Below are 24,345 nucleotides of genomic sequence, written 5' to 3' on the forward strand. Positions count from 1 at the left end.
TATTCCCTCCCAATTTAAGGTATCTAAAAAAAGCAGTATACCAAGTTTCTGTTAATAGGAAAGTTCAAATAAGTGAAGAATATCCTGTTTTTCGGGTTCCCGCGGACACCCTCCCTTTAGATTACAATCCGTACCAATTCAGACCATTTTCACTTAAATCCACCCACACATGTTTGGTCTCGGTGTACATGTCAATTGCCTGCATTCCCAGTTCCCGGCCGAAACCGCTCTGCTTGGTTCCCCCGAACGGAGCAGCACTGTCGAGCATGCTGAAAGTATTGACATAGACCGTACCTGCTTTCAGTTTCCTTGCCATCCGGTGTGCTCGTTTCACATTTGTCGTCCACATGCCGGAGGCGAGTCCGTAGATCGTATCGTTCGCTTTCTTCACCGCATCTTCTTCATCTTTGAAACGGATAACGGATATGACCGGGCCGAATATTTCTTCCTGAGCTATTGTCATGTCATTGGTAACGTTTTCAAAAATCGTCGGTGTGAAGTAATAGCCTCCTCCTGCGGTGGTCTGGCGTTCTCCGCCGACAGTCAACGTGGCTCCCTGCTTTACTCCGGAAGATACATAGGATTCAATGCGCTCCAGCTGCGCCTGGGAGATCTGGGGGCCCATCTGGGTAGAGGAATCAAGCGGGTCTCCGGTTTGTATTTTCTGTGCTTTTTCTCTGAATTTTTCCATGAACTCCTCGTAAATACTGTCCTGTACAAACAGACGCGATCCTGACGCGCATACCTGTCCCTGTCCAAAATAGATACCGAACATGGAGCCATTGACTGCCTGTTCAATCTCTGCATCTTCAAATACAATGTTCGGCGATTTGCCGCCAAGTTCCAGACTCACCGGCTTCAGGTTTTGACTGGCTGCCTGCATGATCACCCGGCCTGTGTTCGTGGATCCGGTAAACGCGATTTTATCAACGTCTGGATGGGAGGAAAGAGCATTTCCGGCATCCGGACCGTCTCCCGGCACTACATTCAGCACACCATCCGGAACCCCTGCTTCCTGAAACAATCTGGCAAGTTCGAGCAGGCTGACTGGTGTTTCCTCCGGCGGCTTTACAACAACCGTGTTACCTGCAGCAAGAGCCGGTGCAATCTTCCACATTGCCAGCATAATCGGAAAGTTCCACGGCACAACTGCACCGATGACCCCAAGCGGCTCTTTCAGCGTATAGTTAAATCGGTCATTGGGGGAGGACAGGGTGTCGCCCTGAATTTTATTTGCGAGGCCCGCATAAAATTCCAGCACATCAATGGCCGCAGGAATCGCAATCATCGTTGTATCATTAATCGGCAGTCCGTTGTCGCGGGATTCTACTTCTGCAAGATATTCTGCATTTTCCCATAATTTCTGCGCCACCTTATTAAGAAGACGTCCCCTGTCTCCCGGTGCCATATCCGCCCAGGCTCCGGCTTCAAATGCATTCCTGGCAGCACTCACCGCTTTGTTCACATCTTCCGCACCGGCTTTCGATACGGTCAAATAACTATCACCGGTAGCCGGGTTGATGGATTCTATGACTTCCCCTGAGGCACTGTTTTCCCATTTTCCGCCGATAAAAAGTTTATGATGCTCCGGCATAGTACTCCTCCTTTTTATTGGATGATTCATTTTATAATTAATGCAATTCTTATGCCAACTTTCATCCTCCGTCTTTTCCCTCTTTTTATCCACCTGCTCCAGGCAGACTGTTCGAAAATCGAACACGATTGTACGATTTTGATACATTATCTGAACATCATATATGATCTTCTATATTTAGACCCGTAAAGCATGATATACTATATGAAAAGGCTTTCTTATAGGAGGTGCTGTATGTGGATCATCTCGCTGTATCACGAGAAGACATAATCAAAAATTCCTGGGACCGGTGTCTGGAAAGGAATATGAACCGCCATGCATTATCCAGTCCCCAGCATCCAACCTCGAACGGCGTAAAAGAATTAAAAGAAGAAAATGAACTGCTCCTGCAACTGGCCTCCCCGGTGCTGCAGGACCTTGATCCATTTCTGAGTAATCATCAGCATGCCGGTACACTGCTTGACCGAAACGGGCGTGTTATTTATTCCGTCGGAGGCGGCGGCCTTGAGAACCGGGATGAATTATACCATCTCCGTATAAACGGAACTTTTCAGGAAGGGATCAGCTGGACGGAGCAGGAGAAAGGGGCAAATGCAGCGGGAATTGCGTTAAAAGAACAAAACCCCATCATTTTGTTCGGGGACGAACATTTTTATGAAGAGAATGCTCCATTAACGTGTGCGGCAAATCCAATCATTGCTCCAAGCGGTGAAGTGGCAGGAGTCATTAATATCTACAGTGTTTCCTCTGTTTTCCATGATTCATCTCTTACCATGGGAAAACTGGCGGCTGAATCGATACAGCACAAAATGATGTTTCAAAACGTGACAAACGAAAAAGTCCTTGCGCTCCGCGAACTTCAGCACCTTTCCGATCATTATCACGAACCGATTATTTCACTGGATCCGGACCATTACATTATCCGTGCCAACGAGTCCGCCAAACAATTACTGGGACGGGACTGTGTCGGCCGTTTTTACAAAGAAGAATACCCAATAGAAGTCATCAGTGACAAACGGAACAAGTGGTGGAGGTCGTACTCCGTTCAACCGGAAGCCGCCCGTGGAAATGCTGATCCATCCCTTTATACATTCAGTGATATAAAAAGAGACTGCCCACACGTAGAAAAACAGATAAAGCTTGCAGCCAAAGCCGCGGCTGCCGATCTTCCTATCATCCTGGAAGGAGAGACCGGGACCGGCAAAGAAGTGTTTGCCCAATCCATTCACTCCCACAGTGACCGGAGGCAGCAGCCGTTTATTACCGTGAACTGCGGCGCGATCCCTTCCCATCTGCTGGAAAGTGAGCTGTTCGGCTATGAAAAAGGAGCTTTTACCGGGGCGGATCCAAAAGGGAAAAAAGGAAAATTCGAAGCGGCACACAACGGTACTATCTTTCTCGATGAGGTCGGAGAACTGCCGCTGCAGGCACAGGTTGCTCTTTTGCGCGTCCTGCAGGAACAGGAAATCACCCCTCTTGGCTCCAATCACACCAAAAAAATAAATGTCCGGGTGGTTGCAGCAACCAACGCCGATCTGCAACATCTGGTGGACACTAAACAGTTCCGTTCGGATTTATATTACCGGCTGAAAGGGATTACGTTACACGTGATGCCCTTGAGGGAACGGACAGACTTAATCTACCTGGCGGAATCATTTCTGGAGGATATTGATCCATTAAGCAGACTGAGTTCATCTGCCCTGAATGCCGTAAGCTGCTACGACTGGCCCGGAAACATCCGCGAATTAATCAGCGTTTTGAACCAAGCCAGCTTTCTGGCCGAAGAAGGGATCATCACAGAAGAAGATCTGCAGCTCCCTATACACCAACAGGCGGATAACGACCCCGATTCGACGGCTGTGACGCTGGAAGAGGTGGAAAAAGAAGCCATACAGAGAACACTGGAATTCACAAATGGTAACATTAAACAGGCGGCAGAGCAGTTGAGTATAACAAGAAGCCGGCTGTACCGCAAAATAGAGCAGTACCAATTAACTCGATAAAAACGGAGCCTGGGAAAACCGCCCAGGCTCCATCGTTTTCTCATCGTTACGTTTTGACTGCTTGTGTGTCCATAAACGTCACTATGACGTGTTCTATGTTACGTTTGACCGGCCCTCAGCTGTCCAAAACGGTCTTATGAGCAGTTCATACTTACGTTTTTGAGCTCCCTCTTCCTCATTTTGTCCGTATGACGAGGAAAATCGGACGCCGGAAAGAGCTCCCTGTCTATTAAAAGAAGGCTGTCCCCTGAAACGAAATAGGGACAGCCGTTCCTTCCTCATCTTTTATAACAAAGCAGGTCAATGTTAAATCACAAAATTAGGTTTCCTCTTTTTCAAGGTCGGCTCCGCCAGCTCCTGTTTCTGTCCACTTTGGACGTCCAGCACCCGGGTGGCTTCTTCAAACCAGCTGTCCGGTGCTTCATGACCCCAGAACGTCTGACGCATGGGATCATTCAGATCCCAGCGGATCGGTTCAAAATCCGGATCGCTTGTCAGATAGTCGCCGTTATACAACTCGATACGATGACCGTCCGGGTCGCGCAGATAGAGAAAGAAGGCATTCGACAATCCGTGGCGTCCCGGTCCCCGTTCAATATTCGGAGCATAGCCTTTGGCGGCCAGGTAATCACAGCCGTCGATTAAACTCATCGGATCTTTCAGCCAAAAACCGATGTGGTGCAGGCGCGGTCCCGGGCCATTCATGAACGCCACATCATGCACGCTCGGCTTCCGGTGCAGCCATGCCGCCCATATCCGCTCTTCATCACCCGCGGTGTATTCCGAGCAGGCAAATCCGAGATCATTCACGTGATAGTAATAGGCTTTCTCCACATCCGAAACCATACAGTTGAAATGATCGATACGCTGCACTTTGGCTCCTTTATAGACGTCATAGCGTTGCAGCATGCGCTCGGCCGTCTCCATTTCGGCATAATATTCCACCGGCATGCCGGCCGGATCCATGACACGAATGGAACGGCCGAGAGCCTTCTGGGAACCGGCTTCCATATGCAGAACATCTTGTCCCTGTTCACGAAAAAAGCTCTCCAGACGATTCAGATCCTCATCCGTCCGAACCTTATAGCTGATAACTTCCAGCGCAGGCTCGGCTCTCTTTTTCAGCCAAAGGCTGTGATGGTTATGCTCCTCCAGCCCCCGCAGAAAAATGTTTTCTTTATCGGAATCGGTTTCAATAAAGCCCAGGGCGTCATAAAACGCCCTTGAGGCTTCCAGATCGGTGACATGCAGTACTGCACGGCCGCAGCGGATGATATCAAAATTCAAGATCAAATCTTCCTTTCTCTTTCATTTTCCAAATTGCGGAATATAGTGATCTCCGAGTGCAACGTGAATGATTTGGACTTCGGTATAGAATTCAAACGCATAGTGTCCGCCTTCACGGCCGATGCCGCTGTGTTTCGAACCTCCAAACGGAGTCCGCAGGTCACGCACATTCTGTGAATTTATCCACAGCATGCCGGAATCCACTGCCTGCGCCACCCGGTGGCCGCGCTGTATATCCTGCGTCCATACATACCCGGCCAGGCCGTAGCGGACATCGTTTGCAAGATCAATGACTTCCTCCTCCTCTTTGAACGTCATGACGGCAATAACAGGGCCGAATATCTCTTCCTGTACGACGGTCATATCGGTTCTGGCATTCAACAGTATCGTCGGCGGAATAAAGTTTCCTTTTTTCATATCTTCCGGAACGTTACCGCTGTAAACGTCACAACCCTCTTCTTTTGCTTTTTCCAGATAGCTTTTCACATTTTGATAGTGATTGGTGTGAATCAACGGACCAATTTGCGTATCTTCTTTCATGGGATCACCGACGACAATGTTCTGCACTCGTTCCTTCAGTCTCTCTACGAAAGATTCAGCGATGTTTTCATGGATATACAAGCGGGAGTTTGCTGTACACCTTTCCCCGTTAAAGGAGAAAATTCCCCAGGTACAGGCATCCAGTGCACGTTCTACGTCGGCATCGTCAAACACAATAATGGGCGATTTCCCGCCCAGCTCCATGGAAAACTGTTTCAAAGAATCTGCGCCGTTTTTCATGATTTCCGCACCGGTCGTCGTTTCACCGGTGAAGGAAATAAGCTCCACATCCGGGTGTTCCACCAGGGAGGCTCCGGCTTTCTCACCAAACCCATGGACAACATTAAAGACACCATCAGGCAGGTCCGCCTTATCAATAATTTCGGCAAGGCGGTTCGCGGTCAGCGGTGACCATTCCGCAGGTTTCAATACCACCGTATTTCCTGTTGCCAGAGCCGGCGCTATCTTCCAGGTTTCCAGCATAAATGGTGCGTTCCAGGGGGTAATCAGACCGGCAATGCCCACCGGCTTGTGAATCGTATAGTTTAGAAAGTCATCATCTACCTGATAGGCTTCACCGACGAGCCGGCTCGAAACCATCTCTGCATAAAAGCGGAAGTTGTTGGCTGCACGTGCTACCATTTTTTTCGTCTGGCTTACCGGAAGTCCGGTATCATAAGATTCAAGCGGAGCGATTTCATCAATGTGTTCATCGATTAAATCTGCAATGCGGTTAATGTAGGTGAGGCGTTCTTTAAGCTTTAGATCCCCCCACTCTCCTTTAAACGCTTTCCGGGCTGCTTTTACTGCTTTATCAATCTCTTCCTCACCGCCGGAAGCCACTGCGTTGATTTTTTCGTTCGTGAACGGGCTGTAATTATCAAATACCTCTTTTGTACCGGCATCGACAAACGTACCGTCAATGTAATGCTGAATATCTTTGACGTTCTTTTCGATGGAGGCTGTTTTCGTTTGTACCTGGTCTGTCATCGTTTCACTCCCCTATGAAGTATTCATTCATAATTTTATTATATATTTAATCATATATTATATCCACAATTTTGATTATTCCATTTCCTTTTATCGACTGCTTCTCCATACCCGGAGGAACGTAATATTATTTTGAAACGGCTGTTTCTTTGGCATCGGATTGATCCATAATGCTTGTGCTGTGAGCGGGCTGCAGTTTGGCGTCCGGCTCAATGTGAACTTTCGCACTGCTGACGGCCATCGGGGCTTCCCCGAACCCGGTTGCGATCAATTTCACTTTCCCGTCAAACGTTGTCACATCACCTGCTGCATATATGCCTTCTATACTGGTCTCCATCCGGCTGTTGACAACGATCGAATTTTTTTCAATATTCAGGCCCCAGTCGTTAATAGCGCCGAGTTTCGATACAAATCCGTAGTTTACGATAACCTCATCCACGTCTATTGTTTTTTCTTCCTCGGATTTTGCTTTCTGAAGTACCACCTGTTCGACATTTTCTTCGCCGACAAGTTTCAGAGGATTATAGGGAGTCTCGATATGAACAGAAGATTGCTGCAGGTTCTCCACACTGTGTTCATGGGCACGGAATGTATCTCTCCGATGGACAATCGTCACTTCTTTTGCAATCGGTTCAAGCATCAGGGACCAGTCCACCGCGGAGTCACCGCCGCCGAACACGACCACGCGCTTGCCGTCAAACTGATTCAGATCATGAATGAAATAATGAAGATTTTTGTTTTCATATTGTTCCGCCTCTTCAAGTTTCATCTTTTTCGGCTGAAAGGCTCCGTTCCCGGCTGTTATAATGATGGTTTTTGTATAATGCTTTTCTCCGGAAACAGCCTGAAGAAAGAATGTTCCGTCACTCTGTTTTTCCAATCTCTCTACCGATTGATCGAGGCAAACTTCGGGATTAAATTCTTCCATTTGTTCGGTTAAATGATCTACCAGTTCCTGCGCCCGGACTTTCGGGAAACCTGCTACATCATAAATATATTTTTCCGGATACAGTGCTGTTAACTGTCCTCCCAGGTGCGGCAGACTTTCAATGATCTTCACGGACAACCCTCTCATACCGGCATAAAAAGCTGTAAATAAACCTGCCGGTCCGCCTCCTATCACGACAACATCATATAATTTATCATCTTCGCTCATCTTATCCCTCTTTCTATTTCTATAACGGCGTTATTGACAGTGTAACCGGTTTATATCATTCTTTACCTAAGGGGGTGCTGTTTTGGTATGTCTTCCAACAGCTTTAATCATCCAGGATCCTTTCATGAACTTCATCAAACCTATTTCCGTATCTACCGTATTGATCAAAACATCCGGCCGCCGGAGTGGCGGATCGATAAAACAGACCGTCCCTATACCGTGTTTTGGTATGTGAACGATGGTGAAAAAACGGTAAAAATTAATGAGACAACTTATCACGTAACAAAGGGAGAGCTGGTTGTGTTCCCCTCCCAGGTTCCTTTTGAAATCCTGCCTTCCAGACAGAAAACACTGGATCATTTTGAGATTGCCCTTGAAAACCGGCTTGGTCCTTTTAATCTGATGTCTCTGTATCAATTTCCAATCATTACGGATTTATCGGAATCACCTGATAAAAACAAACTTCTCCGCTTATGGCAGCAGCTGCTGCAGGAATGGTCCCCGGAGAAGAGGAACCCTTTTTCCCCGGATAACGGTGAACTGCAGTTCGATTTAAATCAAACGATCCACCTGCTCTCCTTCAATTCACTGACGCTGAACTGGCTCGAAACGGTGCTCACACTGCTGCAGCCTCATGCCGAAGAACTGTTCCCAACGGTCGATACCCGTTTTCAACAGCTTTTTTATTTCATTAACAATCACCTGGATAAGAAATTAACGTTAAAAATATTGGCTGATCAAGTATACTTAAGCGAAAGTCACTTAAGTCTTCTATTCCGGCAGCATTTAAAGATGGCCCCGATGGAATACGTACGAACCGTGCGGATGCAAAAAGCCAGAGAACTGCTGCTGACGACAAATATGCCTTTAAAACAAATTGCTGAAACAATAGGGATTGATGATCAAAGCCAATTGAGCAGATCATTCCGGCAGACGGTTGGAGTAAGTCCTGCAGAATACCGGAGAAAAGGGGATTACATATAATTCCCTTTTCAAAAAAACATGGCCAGGTTTTTAACAGTCAGAACGGACTGATCCGGATAAATCGTGCGTGATACGACTTCCCACCGGTCCCCGCTTTTCCGGAGAACATCTTTTCTTTCTCCAAACAGCTCTTCGGTGTCCACTTCCGAATCACGGCTTCGTTTATACAAAAAACTGCTGTACACATGATACTCATTCTTATGATCACCCTGCTCTATCATTACATTCGTAATGTAGTGGCGCTGCCTTGTTGCCGGATTATCCACCCAGGCTGATTTTGTGAACAGCCTTTCCACACGCATGGTAAGATCGGGTTTTTTCTCATCAAGATAGGTCATGTTTTCATTTATATTAGACCCTTCTTTATTATCCACGGTCACTCTTAACGGCATGGCATACTGAATATCATCCGCCAGCAGTTCCAGCCACTCTTCATATCTTCGATGATCCAGCAGATAGGCTTCCCGGTAATAAAACTGTTCTATTTCATACTGCAGCTCGGCATTCATACATTCTCCTCCTCCATGTCCGCTGTAATCAGGCTGAGCCAATATTTATGCATGCTTCTGGCTATATGGTCTGTATAACAGGAAGGATAAGCTGTGCCGGGGCCCGGGAAGTTCTCATCAGGTTCCAGATGATCCAGCCCCATCAGGTAGTTAATGACATTGTTGTAATTCAGGTTGCGGTCCCTTGCCATTTTGCCCTGGCTTGCTTCCACGATTCGTGCCCAGTTTTCCGTATCATCCTGCTCCAGCGTCCCCGCGGCACCAAATGTGTTTAAAAACCCGTGATAGGACTTATCTTTAAACTCCTGTGGCAGTGCTTTGTCGATCATAAACCATACCAGAATCTCAATTTTATCCGGGCCGAGCGGTCTCCACACCCTGAAATTCAAATGATTGTGACCATTTCCTTCCGATCCGCTCTGTGTGCTGATAAACGAAAGATTGGGAAAGACACCGCCCACGAAGTTTGTTACTTTTGAAAAGACTTCCTGTTGATTCTCGGTTAAGTTTCTCTCAAACATCGGCCACATATCTTCCGGCATCCCTTGATATTTAAGGCGGGATTCCCCTGTTTCAGACGTAATGACATTAATACCATGTCCATTGTTTAACACAACCTGATGGCCGTAAGACGCATACATCGGATCTTTTGGCGTTAATTCCAGCTCGACAGCGGAGCGGTGGGTCGTCTGAACGTGATACGGATCGGCTGCGAAGTTTTCACTGGTCATTTTCCAGTTCGCCTTTGCCACCCATCGGTGCGGCGTTCCCCACACTTCCATTCCACCGTCGCTGCGGCCGAGCATAATATCAAAATACCATTTCATGTCACCGAGGTATTCTTCCAGCGGCATGGCGTCCGAATCAAGATTACCGAATATCATCCCCTGATAGCTTTCCACCCGCGGAATCGAACGCAGGCCCCAATCGCCCTTATCCATTTTTTCACCAAATACTTTGTTCCCCGCTACAACGCCGATCAAATCGCCATCCAGGCTGTACGTCCAGCCGTGATATGGACATGTATGCGCTTTCTTATTTCCGTAATCTTCTGTACACAATCTTGTGCCGCGGTGGGAACAGGAGTTCAAGAATACATTAATTTCTCCCTTTTTGTTCTTCATCATTAACACCGGGTCATCAGCCATCATCCGGGTAACATAATCGCCCGGATCCGGTACTTCGGACTCGTGACCGATAAACAACCACGTTTTTGCAAAAATCTTATCCTGTTCCAATTTATAAATTTCCGGGTCGGTCACCATCCACTGCGGAAAATGACCTTCTTTCAACTGTTCTTTCGCTTGTTTCAATTCCTCGGCGTTCATTGATGGTCACCTCTCTAAAATTTTTGACAGCGCCTTCATTTTTCACATTAATTTCTCTTTTCGAATAATTTTAACGATTAATTCTTATCGTACCATGAAGGATGATCGTAAAATATTGCATGACTCATTAGACATTTGACATATCTTATTGTTTTCATCATTAATTATATATAATATCATATATAATAATAGATGCAGAAAGGAGATCTCTGTCATGGCTGATACTGACCAAGTTTTCAGCAGCCCTGTTCCCTACTTTCTCATGACTTTTATATTTTTTGTATGTGGATTATTTGTCGTTTCCACGTTGTTTGTCACCATCCCTCTTCATCCTGTATTTATGAAGGAATTTGGTATTAATGCCGGGACAGCTGCCTGGACAACAAGCATCTCTTCATTTTGTTATGCTCTCGGTACGGTATGCTTTGCGCCGCTGTCCGACCGTCTGGGCCGCAGAAACACCATTGTATCCGGCCTTCTGATATTAATGCTTGTCACCCCTCTTATCGGGGTCATGCCGAACTCAGGAAGTACCATTGTCATGCGCGGAATTCAGGGCTTCATTGCTGCGTCTTTTGCTCCTACGGCGTTGACCTATATCTCGGAATGTTATCCTGAACATAAACGCGGTACCGCTCTTGGTTTTATCAGTGCCGGTTTTTTAATGGCCGGCATCGTCGGACAGATTTACAGCAGTGTCCTGATTGAATTCCTTCATTGGTCCTTTGTATTTTACTTGTTCGGGGCTTTTTATTTTATTCTTTGTGTCCTTTTTTTCTTTGTCATCCCAGGGGATAGGGTACATGCCGCTTCCAGTCGTTCCGTCATTCAAAAATTTACCGACGTTTTGACCAAACCCATCTTCCTTTACGGCTATGTTGTCACGATATTAATATTATTCAGTTTCACAGGCATGTACTCCACGCTCGAAGCATATCTGCAGGATACATATAACTATGATGACAGCCGGATTCTCTGGATTCGGGCAGCCGGCATCATCGGCATGCTGACAGCACCTTTTGGAGGCCGCCTTGTCTCCCGTTTTGGTATTTTTCTAATGATGCGGATTGGTCTGGCTCTCGCGGCCGCGGGACTTTTCTTTGTCGGTTTCTCGTCCTCCGTCGGCCTATTGGTTATATGGAGTATCTTTTTCACCACCGGTATTTCCATCACTGTACCCTCCGTGATCTCGTTTCTTGGTTCCTACGGAGGAGACCAAAAAGCCAATGCCATGTCGCTGTATTCTTTCTTCCTGTTTATCGGATCAACGTTTGGTCCGGTCACGGCTGTATATCTTTCAGAAACAGGCGGATACAGCTTTACGTTCGCAGTACTGGCTGTCATGGTCATATGCGGTTTTATCGTTACCTTCCTTCTTTCGAAAAAGACTGTGGTATAATTTGATGATCCATCTGTGGACGAGCCACCGGGCAAGGAGCTTACCATCCAAACGATGGCACTTACAAGCCGAATCCCGCCATTTACATGCCAAGTACAGCGCAATACAAGCCAAATGGTGCGTTACCGGCCAAATTAGACCTGTTACAAGCCAAACAGAGTGTTTTACATGCCAAATAAGCAGGTTTATAAGCGGGAGCGCCAAAAGATCATATAGCCTGAATGATACACAAAAAACCCGGACGATCCACCGAAGAATCGTCCGGGTTGATTTTTGTCTCAGTCTTTACCTTTTAAGACGGATGATCTGCGGCTCCCACGTAGATAGATGTACTTTCTTTTTTATCCGGTCTCCGCTTCATCTCCAGGGCAAAAAGCAGTATTCCCAGGAGCAGTCCGGCTGCTTTCAACATCCACAATACAGCGAACCCGTTATATACCGGGAATAACAATAACACGGCCGAAGCTGCAAAAAACAGGCGCATAACGGGGCCAAGCGGCCGAAACAGGTAACCGACGAAGCTGATGGACAACACGCCAAATCCGAGCATAACGGATCCAATCAACAGAAGAGCCTGAATACTGCCGCTGTTTTCCCCGACTCCAAACAGGAGATGAGGAGAGTAGACAAATAGAAATGGCACAGTTAACCCTACAAATCCAAAGGCCATTGCCGAAAACCCGATTTTATAAGGGTTATCTTTGGCAATGGTAGCCGCCGCAAAGCTGGCGACCGCAATCGGCGGGGTGAAACTGGACATATTGGCAAAATAAAAGACGAACAAATGGGCTGCCATTGGATACACACCAAGTTCCACCAAAGCCGGTGCAATCAGCGTAGCAACCAGGGCATAGGCGGCCACAGCCGGCATTCCCATGCCAAGAATAATACATACAGCCGCACTTGTTACCAAAAGCAGCAATAAATTCGATTCCCCAATTTGCGTAAGCATTAATGCCAAATTAAAACCTAGTCCGGTAATGCTCACGATGCCGGTAACCAGACCCGCTGCCGCTAAAATAATGCCGATATCTAGCAGACTTCTTCCTGCTCCGAGCAGCGCATTCAGCAGCCGGCTACCTATTCCCTTCCACATCGATCGTTGGATTAATAAAAACGGTACTGCAAGAGCTGCGGCATAGACCCCGCTTGTTGTAGGCGTATACCCGGCTCCAAAAAGGAAGTAAAGCAAAGATCCAAATATCGGAAGTATAATCCAGCCCGTTTTCAATGTTTTCATCAAATCGGGAAGCTGTGATTTTTCCAGACCCAGGAGCCCCTGCTTCGCCGCTCTCAAATCCACCTGTACGAATAGACATAGATAATACAGGAGCGCTGGTATAATACCTGCCACGACGACTTCGCCATAGGGAACTCCCAAATTCTCAGCAATAATAAACGCTGCAATTCCCATCACCGGTGGCATGATCATACCACCTGTGGAGGATACCGATTCAATGGCACCTGCCTGCCGCTGAGTGTATCCATTCCGTATCATTAACGGAATCGTCATGGTTCCCGTCAACATAACATTGGATACCGGGCCGCCGGAAATGCTTCCTACAAGACTGGAGCCGGCCACGGATGCTTTTGCCGGACCGCCGCGGTACCTTCCGAAAACGGCAAAAGCCAGATCGTTAAAAATGTCCCCACCGCCGAATTTCAAAAGTACCTGCCCGAATAATATAAACGCCAATGCCACTGTTGCTGCTATATTCAACATATACAGCAGACTGCTGGTGTCTAAATACAAATAGTTAAATAAATCGTCCAATGCGCCGCGTTCCCCCTGCAGTGCTCCCGGAAAAACAGAAGGGAAAAAGGCATACAGCAAAAACGCACCGACAACACACACCAGAGACCAGCCGAAGGTCCGGCGCAGCGCTTCAAGAATAAGCAGGATCGCCGCTATACTGATGACGACCCGGTCCGGTGTCACGTACCCGAAGTACGTGACAATCACAGGATAATACACCGCAATAAATAAGCCTGCTCCAAAACCCATAGCGGCTAGTATCCAGTCATACCATGGCACGTTTGATCCGCTTTTTTCTTTCGACGAAGGAACGCCGATGAAAATACCGGCCAGTACCAACCCAAGAAATAAACCGGAATATTGTTCCATAAATACAGAAAATCCAAGCATCTGATGAATGCCGAGTATATACAAAATACCGGAAACCGGAATAAGGAGCAGGCCGGTCTTCCAGATAACAGAAGAGAAACCCTGAAGCTGCCTGAATCGTTCGTTTTCCTGTTGCGCCATCTATTTCCCTCCTTCCGGGTGCACAGCGGAATCTCTCGTAAGAGATTCCGCCTGCTTACCGGGTTACTGTGTTATTCCATGCTGCTCAATAATTCTTCCTGATGTGCTGCTGCTTCTTCCGTCCATAGACCTTCCTCTTCAAAGTAGCGGACGACGCCTGGATGGTAAGGAATCGGGGGCTCCGGATCAAACATCTGCTCCGGGTTCCACGATTCAAGCCAAGTAAACTGGGAATGCAGGTCTTCATAGTTTTCAAAGAGAGCTTTCACCATGTTATACACCTGATCTTCCGACATCTCGGCATTCACTGCCAGACCAATTGGATAGGCGGCTAATGTTTTCTCCTCATTAAGGAACCCATCTGCGAATGTAACCGGATGAATGCCCGCGACACGGGACGCCATCTGTTCTACTGTTTCTTCAGGAAAGCTGTCTACTTCGTTCGGCGGGACATCCGCCCAATTTAATCCATCAATATCTTTGGTTGTGTCTACTTCCGTGAACGTGGATACTGTCGGTGTTCCTGTAAACACAGCGTCGACTCTTTCTTCCCGAAGGGCGTCCACACCGGAACCAACATCTGTCACCGGAACTGTTTCTACATCATCCCAGGACAGACCGGCTGTCTCCAGCTGCGCTGTCAGGATCTGCTGAATAATCTGATTACCGGAGTATTCCGCCGCTACACGTTTTCCTTCCAAATCAGATATACTCTGTATATCATCTGCTTCTCTTACGGTGAGCCCCGCTGTTGTTATATCATTACCCCGGACCAGCATTCGTACGTTTTTATTGGCTTTCGGGTACCCGTTTTCACCATTTACCGCCCATTCCATATCTGCGTAAGAAAGGATTCCCATATCCAGTTCACCGCTGTTCAATGCCGGCATCCACGCATTCGGCCCGGAATACGGTGTTACCGTGAGGCTTTCTTCTATATTTTCACTGACTACGCTCGAAATACCGGAAGCTGCACTATGATAAGCGATTCCAGGCTGATGAGCACCAAAATCGATAGACTCTCCATCAGAATTGTTACCGCTTCCATTTTCCATCGAATCCAGACCTGCTTCTTCTGAACTTGATTCGCCGCTGGAATTTCCGCCCCCTGAAGCGGATTCTCCGTCCCCGTCCTGTGGAGGACCACAGGCACTTAGTAACAATACGAAAAACATGACAGAAATGATCCAACAACCTTTTTTCCAGTCCATGGTGATACACCCCTTTTCTGAATTTAATTATTTACCGTAGAAACCGAGCATTCAATAACCATAAAGTCTTCTCCTACCAGTGTCCTGCCTTCAAATACTTCCGCTGCTTCGCTATAGGCAAGCTTTGTATCAATATCAGGAAGAAAATGAGTCATAACCAGCTGTTTCACTTCCGCCCGCTGTGCAATGTCCGCAGCCTGCGCCGGCGTGCAGTGTTCTTTCTTCAGATTTTCCCAAATTTCTTCTAATTCTGGATCTGATGGGTTTTTGTATATTTCATTTACCGCCATGCCCGCATCCTGAATAAGAATATCGGCCCCTTCTGCAAGTTTTACGATGTTTTCTGTGGGAGCTGTATCACCCGAGTGCACAATCGTCTGATTTTCTCCTTCAAAACGAAACGCAAAGGTCGGCACATTATGAACCATTTCTTCTACAAACACCTGGGCTGGAATCTCATCATCCATTAACTCTATTTCACCGGGATGATCAAATTCGATGATTTCTACATTTTCACGAACTCCTTTCGGGGACCTTCCCAGCGAAATACGATAATCAATATCTTTCTCAAACAGATCAAGCATCGTATCGTGAAAGTGTTTCATTCCTTTCGGACCGTAGATCGTCAGTTTTCTGCGCCCCCATCCCCATCCGCCGAGCAAAAATTGTCCATATCCAAGTAAATGATCGGAATGAAGATGGGTCATGAATAAATGATTTACGGACTGCGGCGGGATATCCGCTTTCATTAACTGAGCTGTTGTACCTTCCCCGCAGTCAATGAGCACCGGAAGATCTCCAAAATGAATAACCTGTGCCGGTCCGGACCTTTCTAGATCAGGCCTTGGACTGCCTGTTCCAAGCATGGTAACTTTCCAGTTCGACATATGATCTCCTCCAAAATATATTAAAAGATATATTATCCCAGTTATAAAAAACAATAAGGCTTAAGATAAAAAGTCATCAAATATCAGATTGCCTGCGCCTATCGCCGCTGCATTTTCGCCGAGTTTTCCCCTGCTGAATGAAACATCCAGATTGGGAAAAAGCCGTTTGAAACGGTTCTTTGCAACATCGATCGTCTGATCATAAAACCCTTCCAGCTGACGGTACATCCGGCCGCTCAAAATGATCTTTTCAGGATGAAGCATATTAATAACATTGGATAAACCAATCCCCGTTATATGTGCCATATCCGTAACAATTCCTTCTACAAGCGGGTCTTTTTGTTCGGCAGCGTAAACAATATCACGGAACGTAATATCAGACATATCCTCTTTTTGCTGCTGCAGTATGGATGAGTTCCCTTTTTTAAGGGCGGATTGTACATCTTCAACCAGAACAGGAATACGGGAATAGGCGTGCATACATCCGTAACTGCCGCATGTACATTTCCTGCCGTCAAAATTAATGACCATATGTCCCTGTCCAAAAGCTCCCGCTTTATCTCCTCCCCTGGAACGCAGCATCCGGCCGTCCATCATGATCCCGATCCGGATTCCGGCTCCTTTTGTGATGTGGACAATATTGCGCTCGTTCTTTGCATCACCATGCCGGTACTCCGCCATTAGTGCGGCGTTCTCCCCATGGTCCAACATAACCTCCACCGGAAAATGCTGCTGGATCTTTTCCTTCATTTTAACGTTTTCCCAGACCGGTGCCGGAAAATGAAGCGGTGCTTTAATAATACCTTCTTCTGTATCCAGGGGCCCGATGGCGCTTATGCCAATACCAAGAAGGTCAGAAGATGAAATATTCCAGGTTTCCAGCATCTGGCCGATGCATGCAATAAAATCGTCCATCAGGATATTTGGCGAGCTGGAATCATCCATAACAAACGTTTGTTCAGCCAGAATCCTTAAATCCAGATTGAGAAGCAGAACTTTAGAGAATGTCCTGGAGATATCAATACCGATGATGTACTGTACATCAGGATTTATTTTATACTTTTTCGGTTTCCTCCCCCCTTGAGACTGTGCTGCACCATTTTCAAGCAGCAGACCCCTCTCGATTAACTCATCAATCAACCTGGCACAGGTACTCAATTTTAATTCCGTCTTCTCCGCGGCCTCTGCTTTGGTGAGGCTGCCTTCATTCCTCACACATTTATAAACCGCTTTCAAATTTGCGTCTTTCTGAGTAGCGGAATGTAGCATTTCATGCAGCATAGCTAACCTCTTCATTTGATTGATTTTCGTTCATTATACATATTCTACTCAATTTAGTCAAAAGAATTTCAATAATGTCTTTTAATAAATGTATAATTAGCTTATTTAACTTTAATTACAATCATAATGAACAGAAGTGAACGATAAAAATAGGAAATACAGTCTTTTATCTGTCAAATTAGAAAGTTCCTGGCAAAGAAAAAGCAGGAAGACTTCGCTCCCTGCTCTACTCTGATCAAACCGTTATTTTCATCAAGTCCTCCCCTACCAGAACCTTTCCATTAAATACTTCTGCAGCTTCATTATATATCTCTGCTTCGTTTGTATTAGGCAGGAGATGAGTTAAGACTAAACATCCCACTTCTGCTTCTCGTGCAATATCACCTGCCTGTTCCGGTGTACAGTGCTCCTTTTTTAAAATATCCCAAATCTTTAACAAGTTTGAATCCGTTGTGTCCGCATTAAATACAGAAGTGGCAATAGCAGCATCCTGAATTAAAATATCGGCACCTTCGGCCAGCTTATAAATCGTATCAACCGGACACGTGTCTCCAGAAATGACAATGGCCTGTCCACCCTTTTGGAACCGGAACCCGAACGTTTTAACGTTGTGAACGACTGGTGTACAAGTAATATCCGCCGGAACAGTTGGGAGCGTAATATCACCACCGTCTTCCGGAAGTTCAATAATAGTAACATCAAGCAGCCCTTTACTCGAAATCCCCAGTACATTACAGCGGTAATGGATATCATCCTCAAACATATTAAGGACCTTTTCATGAAAGGATTTTAACCCTTTCGGACCGACAATGGTGAGCTCTTTCCTCCCCTGCGACCAGCCTCCCAGCAGGAAATGACTGTATCCAAAGACATGGTCGGAGTGCAGATGGGTGAAGAGTACTGTATTAATATCGGATGGATTTAAATCCACTTCCATCAGCTGCCTTGTTACATTCTCCCCGCAGTCAACGAGCACTGGTGTTTCCTCTACCATCACTACCTGTGCCGGACCTGATCTTTTTTTATTAGGCTTCGGGCTTCCCGTCCCTAATAATCTCACATAAAATGAACCCATCGTTAATTCTCCTTCTTAGTGTTTAAGATATCTCTTTATTTTATGACTTACCTCTATACCATCCTGAATGGCTCCATCCATAAAACCTGTCCATCCATTGGAATAATTGGAACCTGCCAAAAATATACCATGTTCTGGTTCTCTTAACTTTTGTTGTGACTTTGTAAGTTGATTCGTTTGCAGCATCGGCCAAGTCTCCTGGATAAAGGGGTCTTCCGTCCAATTATGCCCTGTGGATTCTTTTACTTTTATTTTGGGGAACCATTGCTGTAATGCTTGTTCTATTTCCTTCGTATTATCCGGGTCTAATAAGGTGCCGTCCGGTCCGAGCGCAACTACTATACTATCTCCGTCAACATCATATTCATATTTAGATTGAGTGAGCAATCGATCCCCCGGGGCAAACGCAATGTATGATTCCATCCTTCCTTCCACTTTCGCCCAAACTTTTATTCCTTTCGATGTCTGCCCCTCTTGTGCTACTTTCTGTTTTTCTTCCGACAAAGACGGAGTAAACGTAATATTTCTTAAAGCTTTAAAGGGCACCGTACATACAACGGCACGAGATTCTTGGATTTCACCATTTTCGGCTGTCACCTTTATTTTATTACCCAATGAGCTAATGTCAGACACAGGAGTGGAACACCTCATATCAACCGGAGCATCTTTCACCAGGGAGTCTATTAACGATTTCGTTCCTCCAACCATTTTGTATGTTCCTGTCATTTCTGCCAACGTTCTTACATCATGAGAAGAAAGGGCGTACCATCTTAACAGCTGAGTAAAGGCCCCTTTGCTTACTGGGCCGTTGAACATTGTAGAAAACCTGCCGTGCAGAAGATCGTATTCTTCTTTTGTTATATCAAGATTGTTTAACTTATCCAGTACACTTTGCTTATCTATCTCTTCTATTTTTGAAGAATAATGGGGGGCATAGGGTCTTGGAAATAATTCACGACTACTGCTGAACAGCTCTTCTAAGGCTGTTTTTGCTGTTACTGCCATTTTTTCCGGATCACCGGTCACCACACGATTCCCGGTAATCCAGTATGCTTTTTCCGGTTCAGGACTCGGAGTTATGCCTATATTGTATCTTGTTAATTCAGACCATATGTGGGGCTGGACCCAATGAACCCATCCAGCTCCCAGCTCAAGATTTGTTCCCAAACGTTCGGACGTCCAGGTTCGCCCTCCTAATCTGTCCTTTGCTTCCACCACCAGCGGAGTATACCCCATTTGATGCATTTCCCGAGCTGCGGTTAAACCAGTCAATCCCCCGCCAACTATTATTACATCGTACATTTTAATATCAGCCATACTAACCTCCGAGGTTCAATCAAACAAAGAATATGAACTTTTTATTAATCTGCCTGCTGCATTAATTCCTGATGGTGCTGCTCTGCTTCTTCTGTCCAAATGTCTTCTTCTTTAAAGTACCGAATGGCTCCTTTATGATATGGCACAGGAGGGTCCGGCCTAAACATGGATTCCGGATTCCAATATTCCAACCATTTAAACTGTGAGTGCAAAGCTTCATAGTTATCGAACAATGTTTTCACGATTTTATAACTTTGATCTCCTGACAAATGGGTGGAACTAACCAGTGTTGTTGGGTAGGATTGTATGATACGTTCTTCGTTTAATATTCCTCCATCGGCGAGGGTAAGTTCCATATTCGGATATGCCTCTGCGACACTCTCTTTATGCTCCTCTGCAACTTCTTCAAATTGATCAGGTGAATAATCACCGTAATTTAAACCACGGATACCTACGGCATTATCCGTTTCAAGAAAGAGACTGGCGTTAGGATCCCCCCCAAAAGCAGCATCAATTCTCCCTTCACGCAGCATATCCATTCCTGTAGGCACATCAGACACCGGGATCGTGTTCACATCCTCTTTTGTTAAACCGACCGAATTCAATTGCTCTTCCAGCAAGGACGAAATAGCTTCCTCATTACTGGAATAATCTCCAACCGTTTCCCCTTCCAAATCGCTTAAACTCTCAATATCTGAATCTTCCAATACGGTATATCCCACATTAGGTAATTGATTTCCCATTACAAGGGTTCTGAGATTTGAGAGCGGTTCTTCAACGGAACTATATTCTGCTTGATAAAACCAATTCACCGTTGAATCGGAATATCCTATATCCACTTCACCGTTATTCAGCATCGGCATCCAAGCATCTGGTGATGAAAATGTCCTTACACTGGTATCTAAACTGGAATGTTCAGAAATAACGGATGCAATACCAGTTCCTGCTGAATTAAATGCAATACCAGGAGGATAAGTTGCTAAAGAAATACTACTGCTCCCTCCCTCTCCTGATGAATCCGGGCTCTCTCCTTCTCCGTCAGACGAACCTTCAGACGATCCACATGCCGCTGTAATGAGTACTAAAACACAGAAAGCCAAAACCGTTAACAACAATCCTGATCTATGAAACATTAAACTAACCCCCTGATTTATAAATTTTCGTGCCCATATTTATCCGTTGGTACATCTTCCGTTTTTTTATTTCCTCCGAATACTTCTATTAAAATAACGCCTAGTGCTATCCCCCCTCCAACGGCATGAGTCACCCATGCATAACCATCGAACTGCAGGACGATCAAAACAGCCGAAGCCAACAGCAATCCACGATTCATAAATGACAGCGGTTTCAAAAGATAGCCACTGAAACTGATTCCAATAAGGAGGCATGATATGACAGGAAGAAGAAACGCAATCAATGTTTCAATCCATCCCGACCCAGTTTCTACTCCAAGCAAAATAGAGGGATTATACACAAATATGAACGGTAGAATGTAAGCCATCACTCCTAATTTCACTGCTGAAAATCCAATTTTATGGGGACTGGTCTGCGCAATGGGTGAAGCTGCGAAGCATGCTACCGCCATCGGTGGAGTGAAATTTGAAACGATCGAAAAATAAAATACGAATAGGTGAGCTGCTAAAGGCGCTACACCCAGTTCAACTAAAGAGGGCGCGACCATAACTGCTACAATCGCATAAGCAGCAATGCCGGGAAGTCCCATCCCCAAGATAATGCAGACAATGGCTGAAGCAGCCAGCAAGACAAACAGACCATACTGCCCTAACTGCGTTAAAGCAAAAACCAGGTTGAATCCTAAACCGGTAATACTCAGAATCCCGACCATAAAACCTGCTGCTGCTAAAATAACGCCGATTTCCAACAACATTTTTCCAGTGCTTTCAAACGCCTGAATAATTCTGGTGAACACATTTTTCCGGACATCCTTTTGCAGCATTAGTACAACAGCAGCTAACCCGGCTGCATACACTCCAGCTGTTGATGGTGGGTACCCGAGAAAAAACAGGAAATAAATTAAACAGGCAAACACAGGGATTAACATCCATCCTGTTTTCAACACTAAGGACCAGGAAGGAAGCATGGATTCCTCCATTTTGCCGGCATTGTTCTCTGCTGCTTTCAGATCCACCTGAGTAAAAATACAGATATAATACAGAAGTGCCGGAACGACAGCCGCTAATACGACTTCACTATAATGGACGCCTAAATTTTCGGCGATCATAAAAGCTACAATACCCATGATAGGCGGAGTCACCATGCCGCCTGTCGATGAAACGACTTCTACAGCGCCGGCCTGGGCTCTCGAATACCCATTCCGGGTCATCAAAGGAATGGTGATGTTTCCTGTCAGCACAACATTGGAAACGGGATCCCCGGTCACACTACCTACCATACTTGAACCAACAACGGAAACTTTAGCAGGTCCTCCCCTGAAACGTCCGAACAGTCTTAGTGCGATGTTATTTATGATGTCTCCGCCGTTAAACTTCAAAAGCGTCTGACCAAATAATATAAAAGCCAATGCTACCGTCGCAGCAAGATACAATAAATCAAGCATACTGCTTGTATCCAGGTACAAATAACTTAGTAATAAGCCCGGCGAAGTTTCCTGTCCCTGAAATATACCCGGCATATAAGGTGCGACAAGCGCATACGACATAAACACCAGAATAACAATAATCAGTGTCCAGCCCATTAATCGGCGCAACGCCTCCAATACTAAAAACACTGCCGATATACCAAGGAAAAAGCGCAGCGGCGTAACATCATTAAACGAATGCAATATGCTTTGATAATTCACTGCCACATACAGCCCTGTCATTCCTCCGACGCAGGCAAAAATCCAATCATACCAAGCTACTTTCTTTCTTGATGATTTTTTTGATCTGGGTACACCAATATAAAGAGCCGGAAGCATAAAGGCTAAAAACAGGCCGGCATACTGCTCCAGCATTACCGCTATGCCGAAGAAATCCTGTACGGAAAGGATAAATAGTATTCCTGTGACTGTTATTGCTATGACTAACGTTTTGAAAAGGACTGCTTCCGGTCCCCTTAAATCTCTATACCGCGCTGTTTCTTCGTTTTGCTCCATATACATCCCCCCCTTCTTTTAACGGTTTTTCTCGAACGCACTGACTGCCTCTGAAAATATGGTCATCACTTCTTCAATCTGTTTTTTTTCTGTCACTAACGGCGGTGCAAAACTTATAGTGTTAGCTCCTTTATAGACAACAGGTCTAACGATCAAGCCACGTCTGTTACACTCCTTGGCAACAAAAGGAGCCGCTTCATCCTCAGGATCAAATGGAGTACTGGAAGATGGATCTTTAAACAGGTCGAAACCTCCAAGGAGCCCCACTGATCGGATATTTGTAACATAAGGATGTTGTTTTTCCAGCTTTTTAAAGCCTTCTAATACCACGGCTTCCATTTCTTTCGTATGAGAAATAATCTTATCTTTTTCAAGAATTTCAATAGTTTTTAAAGCTGTTGCACAAGATGTTGCATGACCACTGTACGTGAACCCATGAAATAACACTCCATCTGAGAGATCGGACAGCTCATCACGAAAATCTTCTTTCATCACCACTGCCCCAAGGGGAATATACCCGCTTGTGATACCTTTGGCTACTGTCATCATATCTGGAATGACATCCCAGTTCTCCATACCGAATAATGTGCCTGTCCGCCCAAAACCACAGATAATTTCGTCCGAAATCATAAAGATGCCATGTTCATCACAAAGGTCCCGCAACGCCTGCAAATATCCGGGTGGAGGGACATTTACACCTCCAGCACCCTGGATAGGTTCCACTATAACAGCAGCAACCGTTTCTGCTCCTTCCCGTTCAATAACACCTCGGATCGAATGCTCATAGTCAGGGTGATTTTTATCCCCCTGTTCGCATTCCGTCAAAAACGGTTTCGCCTGCAGGAAGTCAGGGGCAGGGGCAGTAGCAAATTCACTGAATGTATCCATGCCGGTGGCCTGCGTCGCCCCCATTGTCACTCCGTGATATGCACGGTTGATGCTGATAACCTTCCTGCGTTCCGGATGTCCTTTCAGTTTCCAATAATAACGGATCAACTTAAATGCGGTCTCGTTGGACTCCGACCCACCAGATGTAAAGAAAGATACAGTTAAATCGCCAGGTGACACCTCTGCTATTTTTCGGGACAAACGAATAGCGGGTTCATTCGAATAATTATTAAAGGAAGAAACAAATGGTAGTGTTTCCATTTGTTCTTTTGCCGCTTCTGCTATATCTGAGCGACCGTAGCCCAGATTTACATTCCAGAGAGCAGATAGACCGTCAATGTACCGTTTTCCATCCACATCTGTCAGATAAATCCCCTTTCCTTCTGTAAATACATGGGCCGGTCCATTTTCCTGCTGGGCTCTTAATGGGGATGTCGGATGCAAAAAATGCTTTTTATCCCACTCCTTCAATTGATTTGCTTTATTCTGTTCTTCCAAGGCCTTTCCTTTCATTT

At 45.8% G+C, this 24,345-nt stretch carries 18 protein-coding genes; 3 read left to right on the forward strand and 15 right to left on the reverse strand.

What is annotated here, in order from left to right; all coding sequences use genetic code 11:
• Window positions 1-121 precede the first annotated feature (121 nt).
• On the reverse strand, window positions 122-1,594 hold the full coding sequence (locus ACW9JV_RS16925; RefSeq protein WP_457336594.1) for an aldehyde dehydrogenase family protein: 1,473 nt from the start codon (window positions 1,592-1,594) through the stop codon (window positions 122-124).
• A 236-nt stretch (window positions 1,595-1,830) separates the two neighbouring features.
• Here ACW9JV_RS16925 and ACW9JV_RS16930 point away from each other — a divergent pair, with 236 nt between their 5' ends.
• On the forward strand, window positions 1,831-3,597 hold the full coding sequence (locus ACW9JV_RS16930; protein ID WP_457336596.1) for a sigma-54-dependent Fis family transcriptional regulator: 1,767 nt from the start codon (window positions 1,831-1,833) through the stop codon (window positions 3,595-3,597).
• A gap of 306 nt (window positions 3,598-3,903) precedes the next feature.
• On the opposite strand, the gene hpaD is transcribed toward ACW9JV_RS16930, so the two are convergent.
• The 3 genes from hpaD to ACW9JV_RS16945 form a co-directional block, all read right to left on the reverse strand.
• Window positions 3,904-4,884 (reverse strand): 3,4-dihydroxyphenylacetate 2,3-dioxygenase, encoded by a 981-nt coding sequence (gene hpaD, locus ACW9JV_RS16935; protein WP_457336598.1) that lies wholly within the window; start codon window positions 4,882-4,884, stop codon window positions 3,904-3,906.
• 21 nt (window positions 4,885-4,905) lie between these two features.
• Window positions 4,906-6,414: a 5-carboxymethyl-2-hydroxymuconate semialdehyde dehydrogenase gene (gene hpaE, locus ACW9JV_RS16940; RefSeq protein WP_457336600.1), complete on the reverse strand. Its 1,509-nt coding sequence runs from the start codon at window positions 6,412-6,414 to the stop codon at window positions 4,906-4,908.
• Window positions 6,415-6,541: 127 nt separating this feature from the next.
• On the reverse strand, window positions 6,542-7,570 hold the full coding sequence (locus tag ACW9JV_RS16945) for an NAD(P)/FAD-dependent oxidoreductase (RefSeq protein ID WP_457336602.1): 1,029 nt from the start codon (window positions 7,568-7,570) through the stop codon (window positions 6,542-6,544).
• Window positions 7,571-7,657: 87 nt separating this feature from the next.
• Between ACW9JV_RS16945 and ACW9JV_RS16950 the strand changes: the two genes are divergently transcribed.
• Window positions 7,658-8,554, forward strand: coding sequence for an AraC family transcriptional regulator (locus tag ACW9JV_RS16950; protein WP_457336604.1), 897 nt, complete (start codon window positions 7,658-7,660; stop codon window positions 8,552-8,554).
• An 8-nt stretch (window positions 8,555-8,562) separates the two neighbouring features.
• Here ACW9JV_RS16950 and ACW9JV_RS16955 read toward each other — a convergent pair whose 3' ends face one another.
• Window positions 8,563-9,063, reverse strand: coding sequence for a 3-phenylpropionate/cinnamic acid dioxygenase subunit beta (locus tag ACW9JV_RS16955; RefSeq protein WP_457336606.1), 501 nt, complete (start codon window positions 9,061-9,063; stop codon window positions 8,563-8,565).
• The gene (locus ACW9JV_RS16960) at window positions 9,060-10,391 is read right to left on the reverse strand and encodes an aromatic ring-hydroxylating oxygenase subunit alpha (protein ID WP_457336608.1); all 1,332 of its coding nucleotides are present in this window, start codon (window positions 10,389-10,391) and stop codon (window positions 9,060-9,062) included. The genes ACW9JV_RS16955 and ACW9JV_RS16960 overlap by 4 nt, the downstream gene beginning before the upstream one ends.
• 214 nt (window positions 10,392-10,605) lie before the next feature.
• Between ACW9JV_RS16960 and ACW9JV_RS16965 the strand changes: the two genes are divergently transcribed.
• Entirely contained in the window at window positions 10,606-11,790 is a 1,185-nt protein-coding gene (locus ACW9JV_RS16965; protein WP_457336610.1) for an MFS transporter, read from the forward strand.
• 292 nt (window positions 11,791-12,082) lie between these two features.
• On the opposite strand, the gene ACW9JV_RS16970 is transcribed toward ACW9JV_RS16965, so the two are convergent.
• The 9 genes from ACW9JV_RS16970 to ACW9JV_RS17010 form a co-directional block, all read right to left on the reverse strand.
• The gene (locus ACW9JV_RS16970) at window positions 12,083-14,056 is read right to left on the reverse strand and encodes a TRAP transporter permease (protein ID WP_457336612.1); all 1,974 of its coding nucleotides are present in this window, start codon (window positions 14,054-14,056) and stop codon (window positions 12,083-12,085) included.
• Between the two features lie 71 nt (window positions 14,057-14,127).
• Window positions 14,128-15,267 carry a TAXI family TRAP transporter solute-binding subunit gene (locus tag ACW9JV_RS16975; protein WP_457336614.1) on the reverse strand — a complete coding sequence of 380 codons (1,140 nt, stop codon included), beginning with the start codon at window positions 15,265-15,267 and terminating at the stop codon, window positions 14,128-14,130.
• A gap of 23 nt (window positions 15,268-15,290) precedes the next feature.
• On the reverse strand, window positions 15,291-16,154 hold the full coding sequence (locus ACW9JV_RS16980) for an MBL fold metallo-hydrolase (protein ID WP_457336616.1): 864 nt from the start codon (window positions 16,152-16,154) through the stop codon (window positions 15,291-15,293).
• A 60-nt stretch (window positions 16,155-16,214) separates the two neighbouring features.
• Window positions 16,215-17,435, reverse strand: coding sequence for an ROK family transcriptional regulator (locus ACW9JV_RS16985; protein WP_457336618.1), 1,221 nt, complete (start codon window positions 17,433-17,435; stop codon window positions 16,215-16,217).
• A 235-nt stretch (window positions 17,436-17,670) separates the two neighbouring features.
• The gene (locus ACW9JV_RS16990) at window positions 17,671-18,510 is read right to left on the reverse strand and encodes an MBL fold metallo-hydrolase (RefSeq protein ID WP_457336620.1); all 840 of its coding nucleotides are present in this window, start codon (window positions 18,508-18,510) and stop codon (window positions 17,671-17,673) included.
• Between the two features lie 15 nt (window positions 18,511-18,525).
• The gene (locus ACW9JV_RS16995; protein WP_457336622.1) at window positions 18,526-19,827 is read right to left on the reverse strand and encodes a flavin monoamine oxidase family protein; all 1,302 of its coding nucleotides are present in this window, start codon (window positions 19,825-19,827) and stop codon (window positions 18,526-18,528) included.
• A gap of 44 nt (window positions 19,828-19,871) precedes the next feature.
• The gene (locus tag ACW9JV_RS17000) at window positions 19,872-20,960 is read right to left on the reverse strand and encodes a TAXI family TRAP transporter solute-binding subunit (protein ID WP_457336624.1); all 1,089 of its coding nucleotides are present in this window, start codon (window positions 20,958-20,960) and stop codon (window positions 19,872-19,874) included.
• A 17-nt stretch (window positions 20,961-20,977) separates the two neighbouring features.
• The gene (locus ACW9JV_RS17005; protein WP_457336626.1) at window positions 20,978-22,942 is read right to left on the reverse strand and encodes a TRAP transporter permease; all 1,965 of its coding nucleotides are present in this window, start codon (window positions 22,940-22,942) and stop codon (window positions 20,978-20,980) included.
• A gap of 18 nt (window positions 22,943-22,960) precedes the next feature.
• Window positions 22,961-24,343: an aminotransferase family protein gene (locus ACW9JV_RS17010; protein WP_457336628.1), complete on the reverse strand. Its 1,383-nt coding sequence runs from the start codon at window positions 24,341-24,343 to the stop codon at window positions 22,961-22,963.
• Window positions 24,344-24,345 lie beyond the last annotated feature (2 nt).

This window comes from Salibacterium sp. K-3 (assembly GCF_054052005.1).